This window comes from Streptomyces odontomachi, from assembly GCF_024435355.1.
In the GTDB taxonomy this organism is placed as follows: Bacteria; Actinomycetota; Actinomycetes; order Streptomycetales; family Streptomycetaceae; genus Streptomyces; species Streptomyces odontomachi.
The window spans coordinates 56677-71700 of record NZ_JAMJWG010000004.1; the positions used below are offsets into that span (position 1 = coordinate 56677).

Below are 15024 nucleotides of genomic sequence, written 5' to 3' on the forward strand. Positions count from 1 at the left end.
TATTCATACCCGGGTCCCCGTCGCTCGTCAATGGATCCGACCGATGCTAGGGTCAAGTCAAACAGGAGGCAGGGTGAAACCATCCCGAGAAACCGGTCTGACCAGCAAAGATATCGCCAAGATCGCTGGAGTCTCGCAGTCCACGGTGTCCCGGGTGCTCACGAACGACCCCCGGGTCCGCGCCGAAACCCGCGAGCGGGTACTCCGGGTCCTGGCGGAGAAGAAATACGAACCCAATCTCGCCGCCCGGATGATGCGGACCGGCCACACCGGTGTGGTGGGCGTGGTGATCGCGCGGATGACCAACCCGTTCCACTCGTACCTGCTGCACACCCTCGCGGCCAAGCTCACCTCAGTGGGCTTGCAGACCATCTTCTGGCACGCCGAACAGGGCGCCGACCAGGCCGCCGTGCAGGCGATCCGGCAGCGCCGGGTGGACGCGATGATCTTCACCACGGCCGCGGCGGACTCCATCCCGCTCGCCGCAGCGGTGGACCAGGGCATCCCCGTCCTGCTGGTGCACCGGGCGGTCGAGCGCCTCGCCTGCGACCAGGTCACCGGTGACAACTGGGAGGGCGGGCGGATGGTCGGCCAGTACCTGACGCGGCGCAGCCGGATCGGGTTGATCAGCGGCGACCTCAACGCCAGCACCATCCGGGAGCGCGAGATGGGCTTCCGGTCGGCCCTGGCGTCCGCGGGTGTGGAGATCGCCGACCGGGACTGCGCACGCGTCGACGTCTCCCACCGGGAGGGACGCGAGGCAGCCCGGCGGATGCTGGACCGCGACGACCCGCCGGACGCGATCTTCGCGGTGAACGACATCACGGCGTTCGGGGTGGTCGACGCCGCACGCTCGCTCGGCGTCACGGTCCCCGACCAGCTGTGGGTGGTCGGCTACGACGACATCGAGATGGCCTCGTGGGAGGCGTTCAACCTGACCACGGTCAACGAGCCGGTGCAGGACATGGTCGACCGCGGCGTCGCGCTGCTGCGCCAACGGCTGGCGGACTCCTCGTCGGAACCGGAGAAGGTCTGCCTGCCCTGCACGCTGGTGCCACGCCACTCGACCGGCTGGGCCGAGGCCGGCACGGACTGACCCCCCTCCGGCCGGACTTCCGCCCCTCCTGGGCCGGCTCGTCCCGGCCCTTGAGCCCATTCGTCCCGACTCCCGAGCCAGAACTTCCCAGCTCGTGGACCAACGCGTCCCGACCTGGGCGGACTCCCGCTCCGGAGCCAACCGCCCCTGTCCTGAACGGACTTGCCCGACCCCGGGCGCGCCGACTCCTCCGCGCCCCGCGCTCGGCCGACCCAGGGAGTGCCGGAGGGGTTGACATCCACCCCACCTCTCGTTTGCATACGTACCCAACGGCATTCAACGGAACGGCATTCAACGGAGGAGGGCGGCTGTGGCGCTGGATCCGACGGGCCTGTACATCGACGGTGCTTGGGTGAGCACCCCGGACACGATCGAGGTGGCCGACAAGTACCACGGGAAGGTCATCGCCACGCTGTGCACCGGCACCGCCGGCGAGGTGGACCGTGCCGTGGCCGCCGCGCGGCGGGCCGCTGCACGGCCGCTGCCGCCCGCACGGCGTGCCGAGGTGCTGCACGCCCTGGCCGCCGCCCTGCTCCAGCGGGTCGACGTGCTCGCCGGTGTGGTCACCGCGGAGACCGGCAAGCTGCTGCGGGACGCCGAGGGCGAGGTGCGGCGCACCGCGCAGGTGCTGCGGATGTGCGCCGAGGAGGCCACCCGCATCGGGGGCGAGACACCGCCCGTCGACGGCACGCCCGGCATGGAGAACCGGCTCGCCTTCACGGTGCGCGATCCGGTCGGCGTGGTCGCCGCGATCGTGCCGTTCAACGCTCCCTTGGTGCTGCTCGCGCACAAGTTCGGCCCGGCGATCGCCGCGGGCAACAGCATCGTCGTCAAGTCGGCGCCGGAGACCGCGTACTCCGCCACGCTGCTGTTCGACCTTCTCGCCGGGGCCGGTTTCCCGCCCGGGTACGCGTCTCTGGTGACCGGTGGCGCCGAGGCGGGTGCGGCGCTGGTCGCGCATCCCGGCGTCGACCTGGTCACGTTCACCGGCAGCGCCCGCGCGGGCCGGGCGATCCACGCCGCCGCCGGCCCCCGGCGCACGCTCCTGGAGCTGGGCAGCAACTCGGCGGCCGTGGTCACCGATGACGCGGACCTCGCGCACGCCGCCGAGACCTGTGGCCGCCAGGCGTTCTCGCACGCCGGGCAGGTCTGCATCTCCGTGCAGCGCGTGTACGTGCAGCGCTCCCGCCACGCCGAGTTCCTCGACCGGCTCACCGCCTACGCCGCCGACCTGGTGGTCGGGGATCCGTCCGACCCCGGCACCGACCTGGGCCCCCTGTTGCGTGCCTCGGACGCGGCACGGGTCGAGTCCTGGCTCGCGGAGGCGACCGCGGCGGGCGCCACCGTCCGGTGCGGCGGCACCCGAAACGGCACGCTGTTCGCGCCGACCGTCGTCGAGGGCGCCCGGGAGGACATGCGGCTGGTGTGCGAGGAGGTCTTCGGGCCGGTCGTCAGCGTGCTGCCGTACGAGGCGGACGAGGACGTGATCGAGCTGCTCAACGCCGGCGAGTACGGGTTGCAGACCGGGGTGTTCACCCGCGACGTCGACCGGGCCATGCGGTTCGCGCGCGCCCTGCGGATGGGCGGAGTGCTGATCAACGACGGGCCGCTGTTCCGCGCCGACGCCCTGCCGTACGGCGGCATCCGGTCGTCCGGGCTCGGCAAGGAAGGCCCCCGGGACACCATCCGCGAGATGACGGCGGAGAAGCTCGTCGTCCTCAACCTCCGCTGACAGCGTGCGGCGACTGCGCCGACGCGAAGAGCGAATCATCCCGACCTCGATGCTCGACCCCGAGCAATGAACAGGAAGCAGGTACCTCTCATGCAGCACCCGACCGCCATGCAGCTGGAGGGCAAGGTCGCGTACGTCACCGGCGCGGCGTCCGGCATGGGCTACGAGATCGTGTCCCTGTTCGCCGCGCACGGCGCCACCGTCGCACTCGCCGACGTACAGGAGGGCCGGGTCACCGAGGCCGTCGAGAAGCTGCGCGGGGACGGGCACGAGGCCCTGGGCTACCGGGTCGACGTGACCGACCGGGCCACGGTGGAGGAGAGCGTGCGCGATGTGGAGCGGCGCACCGACGGCATCGACATCGTCGTCAACTGCGCCGGTATGGCCCATGAGTTCACCCCGATCGAGAAGATCGACGACGGCCTGTACCGCAGGGTCATGGACGTCAACGTGGACGGCGTCTTCCACGTCTGCCGGGCCGTGGTACCCGCGTTGAAGGAGCGCCGTCGCGGCTCGATCATCAACATCGCCTCGGTCGTCGCCGTCCGCCCGCGCCCCGGCCTCACCGCCTATGTCGCGGCCAAGAACGCCGTGATCGGCATGACCAAGTCCCTGGCGCTGGAGACGGCCGCCGACGGCGTGCGGGTCAACTGCATCGCGCCCGGCGCCGCCGAGACGCCCATGCTCAACCAGTTCATCGGCGAGTCCAACGACATCGCCAAGGGCCGTGAGATGTACGTCAACTCGATCCCGATGGGCCGGCTCGCCGACCCCGGCGACATCGCACGCGGCGCGCTCTACCTGGCATCCGACAACGCCGGGTTCGTCACCGGCGAGGTCATCGCCATCGACGGAGGCCGCTCCGTGTGAGCAGCCGTGGGTGAGCCGAAGGGGCGCGCCTGTGTCGAGGAGGCAGGGGGCCCCACCCGCGCGAGCGCAGTCGAGCGCGGGGGAGCGCGGAGGCCCGACGAAGGAGGGCTGAGCACGGTCGCCTCCTCGACACAGGCTGTAAGCGCCCCGGAGGCGAACCGAGCTCTAAACGCGCTGAGAGGACTTCCCATGCAACCGACTACAACCCGGCAGGACACCGGTGCCGCCGTGGACCGGCGCCCGCTGGTGCGGTCCGTCGTGGCGGCCGGTATCGGCAATGCCATCGAATGGCTCGACTACGCCGTCTACGGCTACCTGGCACCGACGATCGGCGTGCTGTTCTTCCCCTCCGCCGATCCGACGGCGTCGCTGCTCGCGTCGTTCGCGGTCTTCGGCCTCACCTTCGCGGTGCGGCCGTTGGGCGCGCTGTTCTTCGGCTCGCTCGGTGACCGGATCGGCCGGCAGCGCACGATGGCGGCCGTGGTGGTGCTCATCTCCGTGAGCACGTTCCTGATCGGGGTGCTGCCCACACACGCCACCCTCGGTGTCACGGCGACGGTCATCCTGGTGCTGCTGCGCATCGGGCAGGGCTTCTCGGCGGGCGGCGAGACCGGCAATGCGTACACCTTCCTGACCGAGTACGCCCCGCCGGGCCGGCGCGGGCTGCTGACCAGCATGGGGAACCTGTCCGCCTTCGTCGGCGCGCTGTTCGGTTCGGCGCTGGTGACCGTGCTGTACAGCACCCTGCGGGACGGCGCCATGGAGGCGTGGGGTTGGCGGATCCCGTTCCTCATCGCAGGGCCGCTGGGGCTGGTCGGGCTGTATCTGCGGATGCGCCTCGAGGACACGCCGGTGTTCCTGGCGTTGGAGGAACGTGGTGCGGCCGGCGGGGCGCCGCTGCGGGAGGCGCTGCGCGAGCACTGGCGCGCCGTCCTGCGGTGCGGCTGCATCGGCGTGATGCACGGCGTCGGCTTCTACATGGTGCTCACCTACGTGCCGAGTTTCCTTGCCGGCGAGCTGTCGCTGAGCGGTACCGAAACGTTCCTTCTCACCATGGTCGCGCTGCTCGTGGCGATCGTGACCCTGCCGCTGACCGGCGCGCTCTCCGACCGCGTGGGGCGACGGCCGGTGACGATCGCGGGGTGCGTGGCGTACCTCGTCCTGTCGTACCCGATCTTCCTGCTGATGTCCCGGGGCGGCGTGCCGGGTGCGGTCGCCGCCCTCGCCCTGCTCGGCGTGGTGTTCGGCACCTACGCGGGCACGCCGTTCGCCCTCATGGCGGAGTTGTTCCCGGCGCGGGTGCGGGTCAGCGGCTACTCCTTCGGCTACAACGTCTTCGTCGCGCTGTTCGGCGGCACCACCCCGTTCATCGCCACCTACCTGATGTCGGTGACCGGCAGCCAGCTGGCGCCCGCCGGCTACCTGATGGCATGTGCGGCGATGGCCCTGGTGGCGGTGCTGGTCACACCGGAGACGGGGCGCGGGGAGCTGCGCACCGTGTAGTCCACCGGGAAGGGAACGGCAAGGGCCCCCGCCGACGTGTTGCGCGTCAGCGGGGGCCCGCCGTGTTGCGTGCGCCGAGTCGGATTCCCAACCGGAACGGCACGCCTTGGTGGTTGGGTGGGTGCCGGGCGATGATCGGTGGACAGGTGTTCTGGCCGGGGAAGAAGGCGATATGGAGCCGTTGGCGGCGGGGGATCCGGCGCGCGTGGGGGATTTCGTGCTGCGTGGCCGGCTCGGCGCCGGGGGCATGGGGGCGGTGTTCCTGGGGCGTTCACCGGGCGCGCGGGCCGTGGCCGTGAAAGTGGTGCATCCGCATCTGGCGGTGCAGGCGGAGTTCCGGCGTCGTTTCGAGCGCGAGGTGACGGCCGCGCGGTCGGTCAACGGTGCGTTCACCGCGCCGGTCGTGGCGGCCGGTCCGCAGGACGACCCGCCGTGGATCGCGACGCTCTACATCCCCGGCCCTTCCCTGGCCGAGGCCGTGGCCACGGCAGGACCGTTGCCCGAGGACGCGCTGTGGCCCCTGGCGGCGGGCCTGGTCGAGGCCTTGCAGGCCATCCATGCGGAGGGCCTGCTGCACCGCGATCTCAAGCCGTCGAACGTGCTGCTGGCCGCGGACGGCCCGCGCGTCATCGACTTCGGGATCGCCCGGGCCGTGGCCAACACCGCGCTGACCGGCACCGGCACGGTGATCGGCACCCCGGGATTCATGTCACCCGAGCAGATCGAGGACGACCCGATGGGCACGGCCTCCGACGTCTTCTCCCTCGGCGCCGTGCTCGCCTTCGCCGCCGGCGGCAGCGAACCCTTCGGCCAGGGCGCACCCCTGGGCATCCTGCACCGCGTCGTCAACAGCGAGCCACGTCTCGACGGGCTGCCGGACCCGGTACGCGCCCTGGTCACCGCATGCCTGGCCAAGAACCCCGACGACCGGCCCACTCCCGCACGACTCCTCGACCAGATCGCCGCGCACCTGGCTCCGCCCGACGACTTCTCCCCCACGGCCCCGTGGCCCGAGGCCGTGACCACCCTCATCCAGGAACGCACCACGCCCGGCACCGCCCCGTACACCGCCAACGGCACCACCACCCCGCCGCCGTTCCACTCCGAGCCCACGGTCACCGCACCCCCACGGGACGCCCCGCCGCGCCCGGACCAGCAGCCACCGGAAGCGGACCACTCGGCCGACCCCGCCGGGGACTCCACTCGCACGGCCAAGGCCGACCGTCCCCGTGCGCTGCGCCGCCGCCACCGGCACGCCCTGAAGGTGAGGAAGTCGGGCGAGTACGCGGAGGCCGCACGCCTGCTGGGCGAACTCGTCGCGGACTCCACGCGTGTGCGGGGAGCCGACCACCTCGACACGCTCTACGCCCGCCAAGACCACGCCTTGGCCCTCGGGCTGGTGGACGAACACGCGGAGGCCGCACGCCTGCTCGGCGAACTCGTCCCCGACTTCCTGCGTCTGAAGGGTCCCGACCACCAACTCACGCTGCTCACGCGTGGCGTCCATGCCGTAGAGCTCGATGCGGCTGGTCGGCACAGGGAGGCTGCGCGCCTCCTGGGCGACCTCATCCCCGACCAGGCACGGGTGACCGGTCCTGACGGCCCCGACACGCTGGGCGTCCGCCACAACCACGCCTTGAGCCTCGGCAGATCGGGCGAGTACGCGGAGTCCGCACGCCTGCTCGGCGAACTCGTCGCGGACTGCGCACGTGTGCGGGGTCTCGACCACCGCGACAATCTCTACGTCCGGCAACACCACGCCGTGGCTCTCGGGGACGCGGAAGACTACGCGGAGGCCGCACGCCTGCTGGGCGAGCTCGTCCCGGACTTCGTACGCCTGAAGGGACCCGACCACCGGAGCTCACTCAAAACCCGCCAGCACCACGCCCGATATCTCGGGGAGGCGGGTCAGCACGAGGAGACAGCACGCCTGCTGGCCGACCTCGTCCCGGACTACGTGCGCCTGAGGGGACCCGACGACCAGGACACCCTGCTCACCCGCCACCTCCAGGCCGTGAATCTGGGAGCCGCGGGTCAGCGCATGGAGGCCGCGCATCTCCTGGCCGAACTCGTACCGGACTACGCGCGCGTGCGGGGGGCCGATCACGCGGACACTCTCCTGGTCCGCCTGCACCACGCCCGGCAGCTCGGGGAGGCGGGTCAGCACGAGGAGGCCGCGCGCCTGCTGGCCGACCTCGTCCCCGACCTGACCCGGGTGGTAGGACCTGACGATCCCGACACCCTGCGCGCCCGCCACGACCATGCCTGGGCGCTCAAAGGTGCGGGTGAGCACGCGGAGTCGGCACGGCTGCACGCCGAACTCGCCGCCGACCGGACACGCGTCCTGGGACCCGACGATCCCGACACCCTGCGGTCCCGCAGCCTCCACGCATGCTCCCTCGGAGACGCGGGGGAGCACGCGGAGGCGGCACGGCTGCACGCCGAACTCGCCACCGACCGGGCACGCGTCCTGGGACCCGACCACTACGACACCCTGCTCACCCGCCACCACCATGCCTGGGAGCTCAGGGGTGCGGGTGAGCACGCGGAGGCGGCACGCCTGTACGCCGGGATCGCCACCGACTCGGCACGCGTGCTGGGACCCGACCACCCCGACACCGTGATCGCCCGCGACAACCATGCCGACGAGCAGGCAGCGGCGGAGGAACAGGAACGGGGGCAGGGCCAGGAACGGGCGGAATCGGCACGTATGCAAGCCGAGGACGTCTGACGGGTACGCCGGCCTCGGGTGCGGCCCGACCGGGGGCGGCCGGCCCGACCGGGGGCGGCCGGCCCGACCGGGGGCGGCACGCCTCAGCGTGGCACGCGCAGGAGGCCCTCCTGGATCACCGAGATCGCCAGCCGCCCGTCCTGCGTGTAGATCCGGGCCTGCCCGAGACCGCGGCCACCGGACGACGACGGCGACTCCTGGTCGTAGAGCAGCCATTCGTCGGCACGGAACGGCCGGTGGAACCACATCGCGTGGTCGAGCGACGCGCCGACGATGTCACCGGTGGTCCAGCCGCCGCGGCCGTGCGCGAGCAGGATGGAGTCGAGCAGCGTCATGTCGGAGACGTACGTGGCCAGGCACATGTGCAGCAGCCGGTCGTCGGCCAGCTTGCCGTCGGTACGGAACCACACCTGGGAACGCGGCTCCCGCGGCTGCCCCACGGTCGCGAACGGCGGCCGCTCGACGTACCGCAGGTCGACGCCGGCGCGCGCGTCGAGTATCGCCTCCACGACGGCCGGTGCGAGGAACCGGTCGGCGTACCGCGGCAGCATCTCCTCCGCGGTCGGCAGCGACTCCGGATCGGGTGCCTCCGGCATCGCGGCCTGGTGCTCGAGCCCTTCCTCGAACGTCTGGAAGGACGCGGAGAGGTGGAAGATCGGCTGGCCGTGCTGGACGGCGACGACCCGCCGGGTGGTGAAGGAGCGGCCGTCCCGGATCCGGTCGACGGTGTAGACGATGGGCGCGCCCGGGTCCCCCATGCGCAGGAAGTAGGCGTGCAGGGAGTGCACGTCGCGGCCCTCGGGGACGGTGCGGCCGGCGGCCACCAGGGCCTGCGCGGCGACCTGGCCGCCGAAGACGCGCGGCACCACGGCCGAGCGCGACTGGCCGCGGAAGATGTCCTGCTCGATCCGCTCCAGGTCGAGCAGGTCGAGCAGCGTGATGAGTGCTGGATGCATGTGTCGTGTGTTCCGGCGGGACCGCGCCACGGTCCCGCCGGCCTTCCCGCCCGTACGGGCCCGGTCAATGGCTTACGAACGGACTTTACGGGCCCGTGCCCCGGCTCCTTACAGGCCCATGTCCTTGGCGATGATCATCTTCATCACCTCGCTGGTGCCGCCGTAGATGCGGTTGACGCGGTTGTCGGCGTACAGGCGGGCGATCGGGTACTCGTTCATGTAGCCGTAGCCGCCGTGCAGCTGGAGGCAGCGGTCGATGACGCGGTGCGCGACCTCGGTGCAGAAGAGCTTGGCGCTCGCCGCCTCCGCAGCGGTCAGCTCGCCCGCGTCATGCGCCTCGAGTGCCCGGTCGACGACCGCCTCGGCGGCGTCCACCTCCGCCTTGCAGGCGGCCAGCTCGAACTTGGTGTTCTGGAACGCGGCGACCGGCTTGCCGAAGACCGTCCGATCGGCGACGTACTGCTGCGCGAAGCGGACGGCGGCCTTGGCCTGGGCGTAGCCGCCGACGGCGATGCCGAGGCGCTCCTGGGGGAGGTTCTGGCCGAGGTAGGAGAAGCCCTTGTGCTCCTCGCCGAGCAGGTCCTCCACGGGCACCTTGACGTCGGAGAAGGACAGCTCGGCGGTGTCGGAGACCTTCAGGCCCATCTTGTCGAGCTTGCGGCCGACCGCGTAGCCCTCGGACCTGGTGTCGACGACCAGCAGGGATATGCCGTGGCGCCGGTCGTCCTCCTTGGGGGGCGCGGTGCGCGCGCAGACGATGACCCGGTCGGCGTGCACACCGCCGGTGATGAAGGTCTTGGCGCCGTTGAGGACGTAGTGCGTGCCGTCCTCGGAGAGCTTGGCGGTGGTCTTCATGCCGGCCAGGTCGGAACCGGTGCCGGGCTCCGTCATGGCGATGGCGAACATGGTCTCGCCGCTGGCCACGCCCGGCAGCCAGCGCTTCTTCTGCTCTTCGGTGGCGTAGGCCTTCAGGTAGGGCAGGCAGAGCGCGACGTGCACGCTGGAGCCACCGAAGGAGACACCCGCGCGTGCCGCCTCCTCGGTGATGACCGCCTGGAACTTGAACGACTCCTCGCCTGCGCCGCCGTACTCCTCCGGCACCTCGATACCGAAGACGCCCAGCTCACCGAGCTTGTAGTAGAAGTCGCGCGGGACGATGCCGGCCGCGTACCACTCCTCGTAGACCGGTACGACCTCGGCCTCGATGAAGGCCCGGAGGGTGGCCCGGAAGGCCTCATGGTCCTCATTGAAGACGGTACGGCGCACGGAGAACTCCCTCTTGCTGCCGGGGCCCTGCGGCCCGCGTGACCGGGTACGTACAGCGAACTAAGCGCTTGCTCAGTCCAGCGTACCCGCCGCCCGCCGCGAGCGTCCAGGGAGATCCGCGTCACGGGTTCCGGCACCGGAACCGTCACCCCGCCGACGCCCCGGCCGCCGCGAAGGCCCCCCGAGCCAGCCGGTGCAGCAACCCCCGCATCCGGCCGGGCCCCGGAAGTGATCCCGGCCGACTCAGGTGCGGGGTCGAGTTCAACAGCCCGAACACCGCGTGCACGGTGGCGCGGGCCTCGGTCTCGACGAGCTCCGGGTAGCAGTGGCGCACCGCCGCCACCCACAGCTCCACGTACTGCCGCTGGAGCTGGCGCACCAGCTTGCGGTCGCTCTCCCGGAGCCGGTCCAACTCGCGGTCGTGCAGGGTGATCAGGGAGCGGTCGTCCAGCGCGAAGTCGATATGGCCCTCGATGAGCGAGTCGAGCAGCGCGTCCGGGTCGCCGTCCGCCTCGGCGACGCGCCGCTTCCCGCCGGTCAGCAACCGGCCGGAGATCCCCACCAGCAGCTCGGCGAGCATGGCGTCCTTGCCGCTGAAATGGCGGTAGAGCCCGGGCCCGCTGATGCCGACGGCGGCACCTATCTCGTCGACGCCGACACCGTGGAAGCCGCGCTCGGCGAAGAGCCGGGCGGCCTCTTTGAGGATCTGCTCGCGGCGCGAGGGGGCGTCGGCACGGGTGGCGCCGGATCGGGGGGCGTCGGATCGCGTGGCCATACGGGCAATTGTAGACAGGGAGGTTAGCGGTCGTTAACATGAGGGCAGGACGTTAACGATGATTAACACACGGTCGCGGCAGTCGGCCGAGGCCCGGCACCCGGCCCGCACGGCCCGTCCGGCGTGCACCGAGCAGGGCAGGGGACCACCGATGAGCAAGGGGGCTGATCGATGCGGCAGGCACCCGTGCTGACCAGCGCCGTCGACCCCGCCTCCGGGGCCTGGCGGCGCAACGAGGCGGCACATCTGGCGCTGGTGGACGAGCTGCGCTCGCGGCTGACCGCGGCCCGGCTCGGCGGCGGAGAGCGGGCCAGGGCCCGCCACGTGGCGCGCGGCAAGCTGCTGCCGCGGGAGCGGGTGGACGCCCTGCTGGACCCCGGTTCGCCCTTCCTGGAGCTGGCGCCGCTGGCCGCGGAGGGCATGTACGGCGGGGCGGCACCGGCCGCCGGGGTGATCGCCGGCATCGGCCGGGTCTCGGGCCGCGCCTGCGTCATCGTCGCCAATGACGCGACCGTCAAGGGCGGCACCTACTACCCGATGACGGTCAAGAAGCACCTGCGCGCCCAGGAGGTCGCGCTGGAGAACCGCCTGCCGTGCCTGTACCTGGTCGACTCCGGCGGCGCCTTCCTGCCGATGCAGGACGAGGTCTTCCCGGACCGCGAGCACTTCGGCCGGATCTTCTACAACCAGGCACGGATGTCCGGCGCCGGCATCCCGCAGATCGCCGCGGTCCTCGGCTCCTGCACCGCGGGCGGCGCGTACGTGCCGGCGATGAGCGACGAGGCGGTGATCGTTCGCAATCAGGGCACCATCTTCCTGGGCGGCCCACCGCTGGTGAAGGCGGCGACCGGCGAGGTGGTGACCGCCGAGGAGCTGGGCGGCGGCGAGGTGCACTCCCGCGTCTCCGGCGTCACGGACCACCTCGCCGAGGACGACGCCCACGCGCTGCGCATCGTGCGCACCATCGTCTCCACCCTCCCCGAGCCCCCCGCGCTGCCCTGGCGGGTGGAGCCCGTGGAGGAGCCGAAGGTGGACGGGTACGGGCTGTACGGCGCGGTCCCCGTCGACTCCCGCACGCCTTACGACGTCCGTGAGGTCGTCGCACGCCTGGTGGACGCCTCCCGTTTCGCGGAGTTCAAGGCCGAGTACGGCCAGACCCTGGTGACCGGCTTCGCCCGCATCCACGGCCACCCGGTCGGCATCGTCGCCAACAACGGCATCCTGTTCTCCGAGTCCGCCCAGAAGGGCGCCCACTTCATCGAGCTGTGCGACCAGCGCGGCATCCCGCTGCTGTTCCTCCAGAACATCTCCGGTTTCATGGTCGGCCGCGACTACGAGGCGGGCGGCATCGCCAAGCACGGCGCCAAGATGGTGACGGCGGTGGCCTGCACCCGCGTGCCGAAGCTCACCGTCGTCATAGGCGGCTCCTACGGCGCGGGGAACTATTCGATGTGCGGCCGCGCCTACAGCCCCCGCTTCCTGTGGATGTGGCCGAACGCCAAGATCTCCGTCATGGGCGGCGAGCAGGCCGCCTCGGTGCTCGCCACCGTCCGCCGTGACCAGCTCGCCGGACGCGACGAGGAGTGGTCGGCCGAGGACGAGGAGGCCTTCAAGGCCCCCATCCGCGAGCAGTACGAGACCCAGGGCAACGCGTACTACGCCACCGCCCGGCTGTGGGACGACGGCGTGATCGACCCTCTGGAGACCCGCCAGGTGCTCGGCCTGGCCCTGACCGCCTGTGCCCATGCCCCGCTGCCCGCCAGGGACGGTGGCTTCGGCGTGTTCCGGATGTGAGGGGGCGGCCATGACGACGCAGGACACCGACACCACGACGCAGGACACCGACACCACAGGGACACGGCCCGAGACGGAGACCGAGATGGCCACGGGCGGCACGGACCGGGGGACGACGGCGGACGCGACGGCCCGGGCAAGGAGCGCCACCCCCGGAGGCGCCGCGGTCCCACCCGTGGCGTTCGACACGGTCCTGGTGGCCAATCGCGGCGAGATCGCCGTACGGATCATCCGTACGCTGCGGGCGCTCGGCATCCGCTCGGTCGCCGTCTTCAGCGACGCCGACGCGGACGCCCGGCATGTCCGCGAGGCCGACACCGCCGTACACATCGGGCCGGCGCCCGCCGCGGAGAGCTACCTCTCCATCGAGCGGCTCATCAAGGCCGCCGCCGGCACCGGCGCCCAGGCCGTCCACCCCGGCTACGGCTTCCTCGCGGAGAACGCCGCCTTCGCCCGTGCCTGCACCGACGCCGGCCTGGTGTTCATCGGCCCGCCCGCCGACGCGATCGCGCTGATGGGCGACAAGATCCGCGCCAAGGAGACGGTACGGGCCGCCGGGGTGCCGGTGGTGCCGGGCTCCTCGGGCAGCGGACTCGACGACGCGGGGCTGGTCGCCGCGGCCCACGAGACGGGCCTTCCGGTGCTGTTGAAGCCGTCGGCGGGCGGCGGCGGCAAGGGCATGCGGCTGGTGCGCGAAGCGGCCCGGCTGCCCGACGAGATCGCGGCGGCCCGGCGTGAGGCCCTGGCCTCCTTCGGCGACGACACCCTCCTGGTGGAGCGGTGGGTCGACCGCCCCCGGCACATCGAGATCCAGATCCTCGCGGACGGCCACGGCCGGGTGATCCACCTCGGCGAGCGCGAGTGCTCCCTCCAGCGGCGCCACCAGAAGCTGATCGAGGAGGCCCCGAGCGTGCTGCTCGACCCGGCCACCCGGGCGGCGATGGGCGAGGCCGCCGTGCAGGCCGCACGCTCCTGCGGCTACCGCGGCGCGGGCACCGTCGAGTTCATCGTGCCCGGCACCGACCCGTCCGCGTACTACTTCATGGAGATGAACACCCGCCTCCAGGTGGAGCACCCCGTCACGGAGCTGGTCACCGGCCTCGACCTGGTCGAATGGCAGCTGCGGATCGCCGCGGGCGAGCAGCTGCCGTACGAGCAGCAGGACATCACCCTCACGGGCCATGCCGTGGAGGCCCGGATCTGCGCAGAGACGGTCTCCGTCAGCGAGGGCGCCCGCGGCTTCCTGCCATCCGGGGGCACCGTGCTCGCGCTGCACGAGCCCACCGGCGACGGGGTGCGCACCGACTCCGGCCTCAGTGCGGGCACCGAGGTCTCCAGCCGCTACGACCCGATGCTGGCCAAGGTGATCGCGCACGGCCCCGACCGCGCGACCACCCTGCGCAGGCTGCGTGCCGCGCTCGCCCGGACGGTGACGCTGGGCGTGCCGACCAACGCCGGCTTCCTGCGCCGGCTGCTCGCCCACCCTGCCGTGGTCGCAGGCGACCTGGACACCGGCCTGGTCGAGCGGGAGCTGGACGCGCTGGTGCCACGGTCGGTGCCCGATGAGGTGTACGAGGCCGCGGCGGCCGTACGGCTCGCGGCGCTGCGGGCCGCCCCGGATGCCGGCGGCTGGCGGGACCCGTTCGCCGCGGTCAGCGGATGGCGGCTGGGCGGTGAGCCGGCACCGATCCGCTTCCCGCTCAGGGTCCCGGGGCACGAGCCCGTCACGCACCGCCCCGGCCCCGCGACCGGCCACACCGTCACGCCCGACCGGGTCTCGGTCACCGTCGAAGGGGTGCTGCACACTTTCGACCGCGCCGGCGACTGGCTGGGCCGGGACGGCGACGCCTGGCAGGTGCTCGACCACGACCCGGTGGAGGCCGCGCTCGCAGGCGCCGCCCGTGCGGGCGCCGACTCGCTGACGGCACCCATGCCCGGCACCGTCACCGTCGTGAAGGCCGCGGTGGGCGATCGGGTGACCGCGGGCCAGAGCCTGCTGGTCGTGGAGGCGATGAAGATGGAGCACGTCATCGCCGCCCCGCACCCCGGCACCGTCACCGAACTCGACGTCGCCCCGGGGACGACGGTCGTCATGGACCAGGTACTGGCCGTGATCGTGCCGGACGAGGACGGGGACGCGGACGGGGGAACGGCGGAGGCTGCCGAGCATGGGAAGCCCGCCGAGCACGAGCAGCGGGGCGGCCCTGACGACCGCACGGGCGCCGAGGAGCACGAGCGGTCCGACGGACGCGAAGACCCTGAGAAGCCGGGAACACCCAAGACGCCCGAGACACGTGGGAC

General features: G+C 72.0%; 9 protein-coding genes and 1 pseudogene. 7 read left to right on the plus strand and 3 right to left on the minus strand.

Going from position 1 to position 15024, the window contains the following annotated elements; translation table 11 throughout:
* The first annotated feature begins 73 nt into the window (after positions 1–73).
* From NQO67_RS11190 to NQO67_RS11210, 5 genes are all read left to right on the plus strand, one after another.
* Positions 74–1096, plus strand: a complete 1023-nt coding sequence (locus tag NQO67_RS11190; protein WP_255949706.1) for a LacI family DNA-binding transcriptional regulator — start codon at positions 74–76, stop codon at positions 1094–1096.
* A 310-nt stretch (positions 1097–1406) separates the two neighbouring features.
* Positions 1407–2828, plus strand: a complete 1422-nt coding sequence (locus tag NQO67_RS11195; protein WP_255949707.1) for an aldehyde dehydrogenase family protein — start codon at positions 1407–1409, stop codon at positions 2826–2828.
* Between the two features lie 90 nt (positions 2829–2918).
* Positions 2919–3698, plus strand: a complete 780-nt coding sequence (locus NQO67_RS11200) for an SDR family NAD(P)-dependent oxidoreductase (protein WP_255949708.1) — start codon at positions 2919–2921, stop codon at positions 3696–3698.
* Positions 3699–3887: 189 nt separating this feature from the next.
* The gene (locus NQO67_RS11205; RefSeq protein ID WP_255949709.1) at positions 3888–5201 is read left to right on the plus strand and encodes an MFS transporter; all 1314 of its coding nucleotides are present in this window, start codon (positions 3888–3890) and stop codon (positions 5199–5201) included.
* 172 nt (positions 5202–5373) lie between these two features.
* Positions 5374–7932: a protein kinase domain-containing protein gene (locus NQO67_RS11210; protein ID WP_255949710.1), complete on the plus strand. Its 2559-nt coding sequence runs from the start codon at positions 5374–5376 to the stop codon at positions 7930–7932.
* Between the two features lie 83 nt (positions 7933–8015).
* Here the strand turns inward: NQO67_RS11210 and NQO67_RS11215 are convergent, their stop codons facing one another.
* The 3 genes from NQO67_RS11215 to NQO67_RS11225 all read right to left on the minus strand — a co-directional run bounded on the left by NQO67_RS11215 (position 8016) and on the right by NQO67_RS11225 (position 10929).
* Positions 8016–8888, minus strand: a complete 873-nt coding sequence (locus tag NQO67_RS11215; RefSeq protein ID WP_255949711.1) for an acyl-CoA thioesterase — start codon at positions 8886–8888, stop codon at positions 8016–8018.
* 108 nt (positions 8889–8996) lie between these two features.
* A complete protein-coding gene (locus NQO67_RS11220; RefSeq protein WP_255949712.1) occupies positions 8997–10154 on the minus strand; it encodes an acyl-CoA dehydrogenase family protein in 1158 nt (385 codons plus the stop codon).
* Positions 10155–10299: 145 nt separating this feature from the next.
* A complete protein-coding gene (locus NQO67_RS11225) occupies positions 10300–10929 on the minus strand; it encodes an SACE_7040 family transcriptional regulator (RefSeq protein ID WP_255949713.1) in 630 nt (209 codons plus the stop codon).
* A gap of 171 nt (positions 10930–11100) precedes the next feature.
* Here NQO67_RS11225 and NQO67_RS11230 point away from each other — a divergent pair, with 171 nt between their 5' ends.
* Together NQO67_RS11230 and NQO67_RS11235 are read left to right on the plus strand one after the other, a co-directional pair.
* Entirely contained in the window at positions 11101–12723 is a 1623-nt protein-coding gene (locus NQO67_RS11230; protein WP_255949714.1) for a carboxyl transferase domain-containing protein, read from the plus strand.
* Between the two features lie 10 nt (positions 12724–12733).
* A pseudogene (locus NQO67_RS11235) lies at positions 12734–14899 on the plus strand (acetyl/propionyl/methylcrotonyl-CoA carboxylase subunit alpha); the annotation flags it as partial.
* Positions 14900–15024 lie beyond the last annotated feature (125 nt).

What these genes read in the sequence shown, in the direction of transcription:
- NQO67_RS11200 (WP_255949708.1), top strand. Translation starts at nt 2,919, where the DNA reads ATGCAGCACCCGACCGCCATGCAGCTGGAGGGCAAGGTCGCGTACGTC.
- NQO67_RS11205 (WP_255949709.1), top strand. Translation starts at nt 3,888, where the DNA reads ATGCAACCGACTACAACCCGGCAGGACACCGGTGCCGCCGTGGACCGG.
- NQO67_RS11210 (WP_255949710.1), top strand. Translation starts at nt 5,374, where the DNA reads ATGGAGCCGTTGGCGGCGGGGGATCCGGCGCGCGTGGGGGATTTCGTG.
- NQO67_RS11215 (WP_255949711.1), bottom strand. Translation starts at nt 8,888, where the DNA reads ATGCATCCAGCACTCATCACGCTGCTCGACCTGCTCGACCTGGAGCGG.
- NQO67_RS11225 (WP_255949713.1), bottom strand. Translation starts at nt 10,929, where the DNA reads ATGGCCACGCGATCCGACGCCCCCCGATCCGGCGCCACCCGTGCCGAC.
- NQO67_RS11230 (WP_255949714.1), top strand. Translation starts at nt 11,101, where the DNA reads ATGCGGCAGGCACCCGTGCTGACCAGCGCCGTCGACCCCGCCTCCGGG.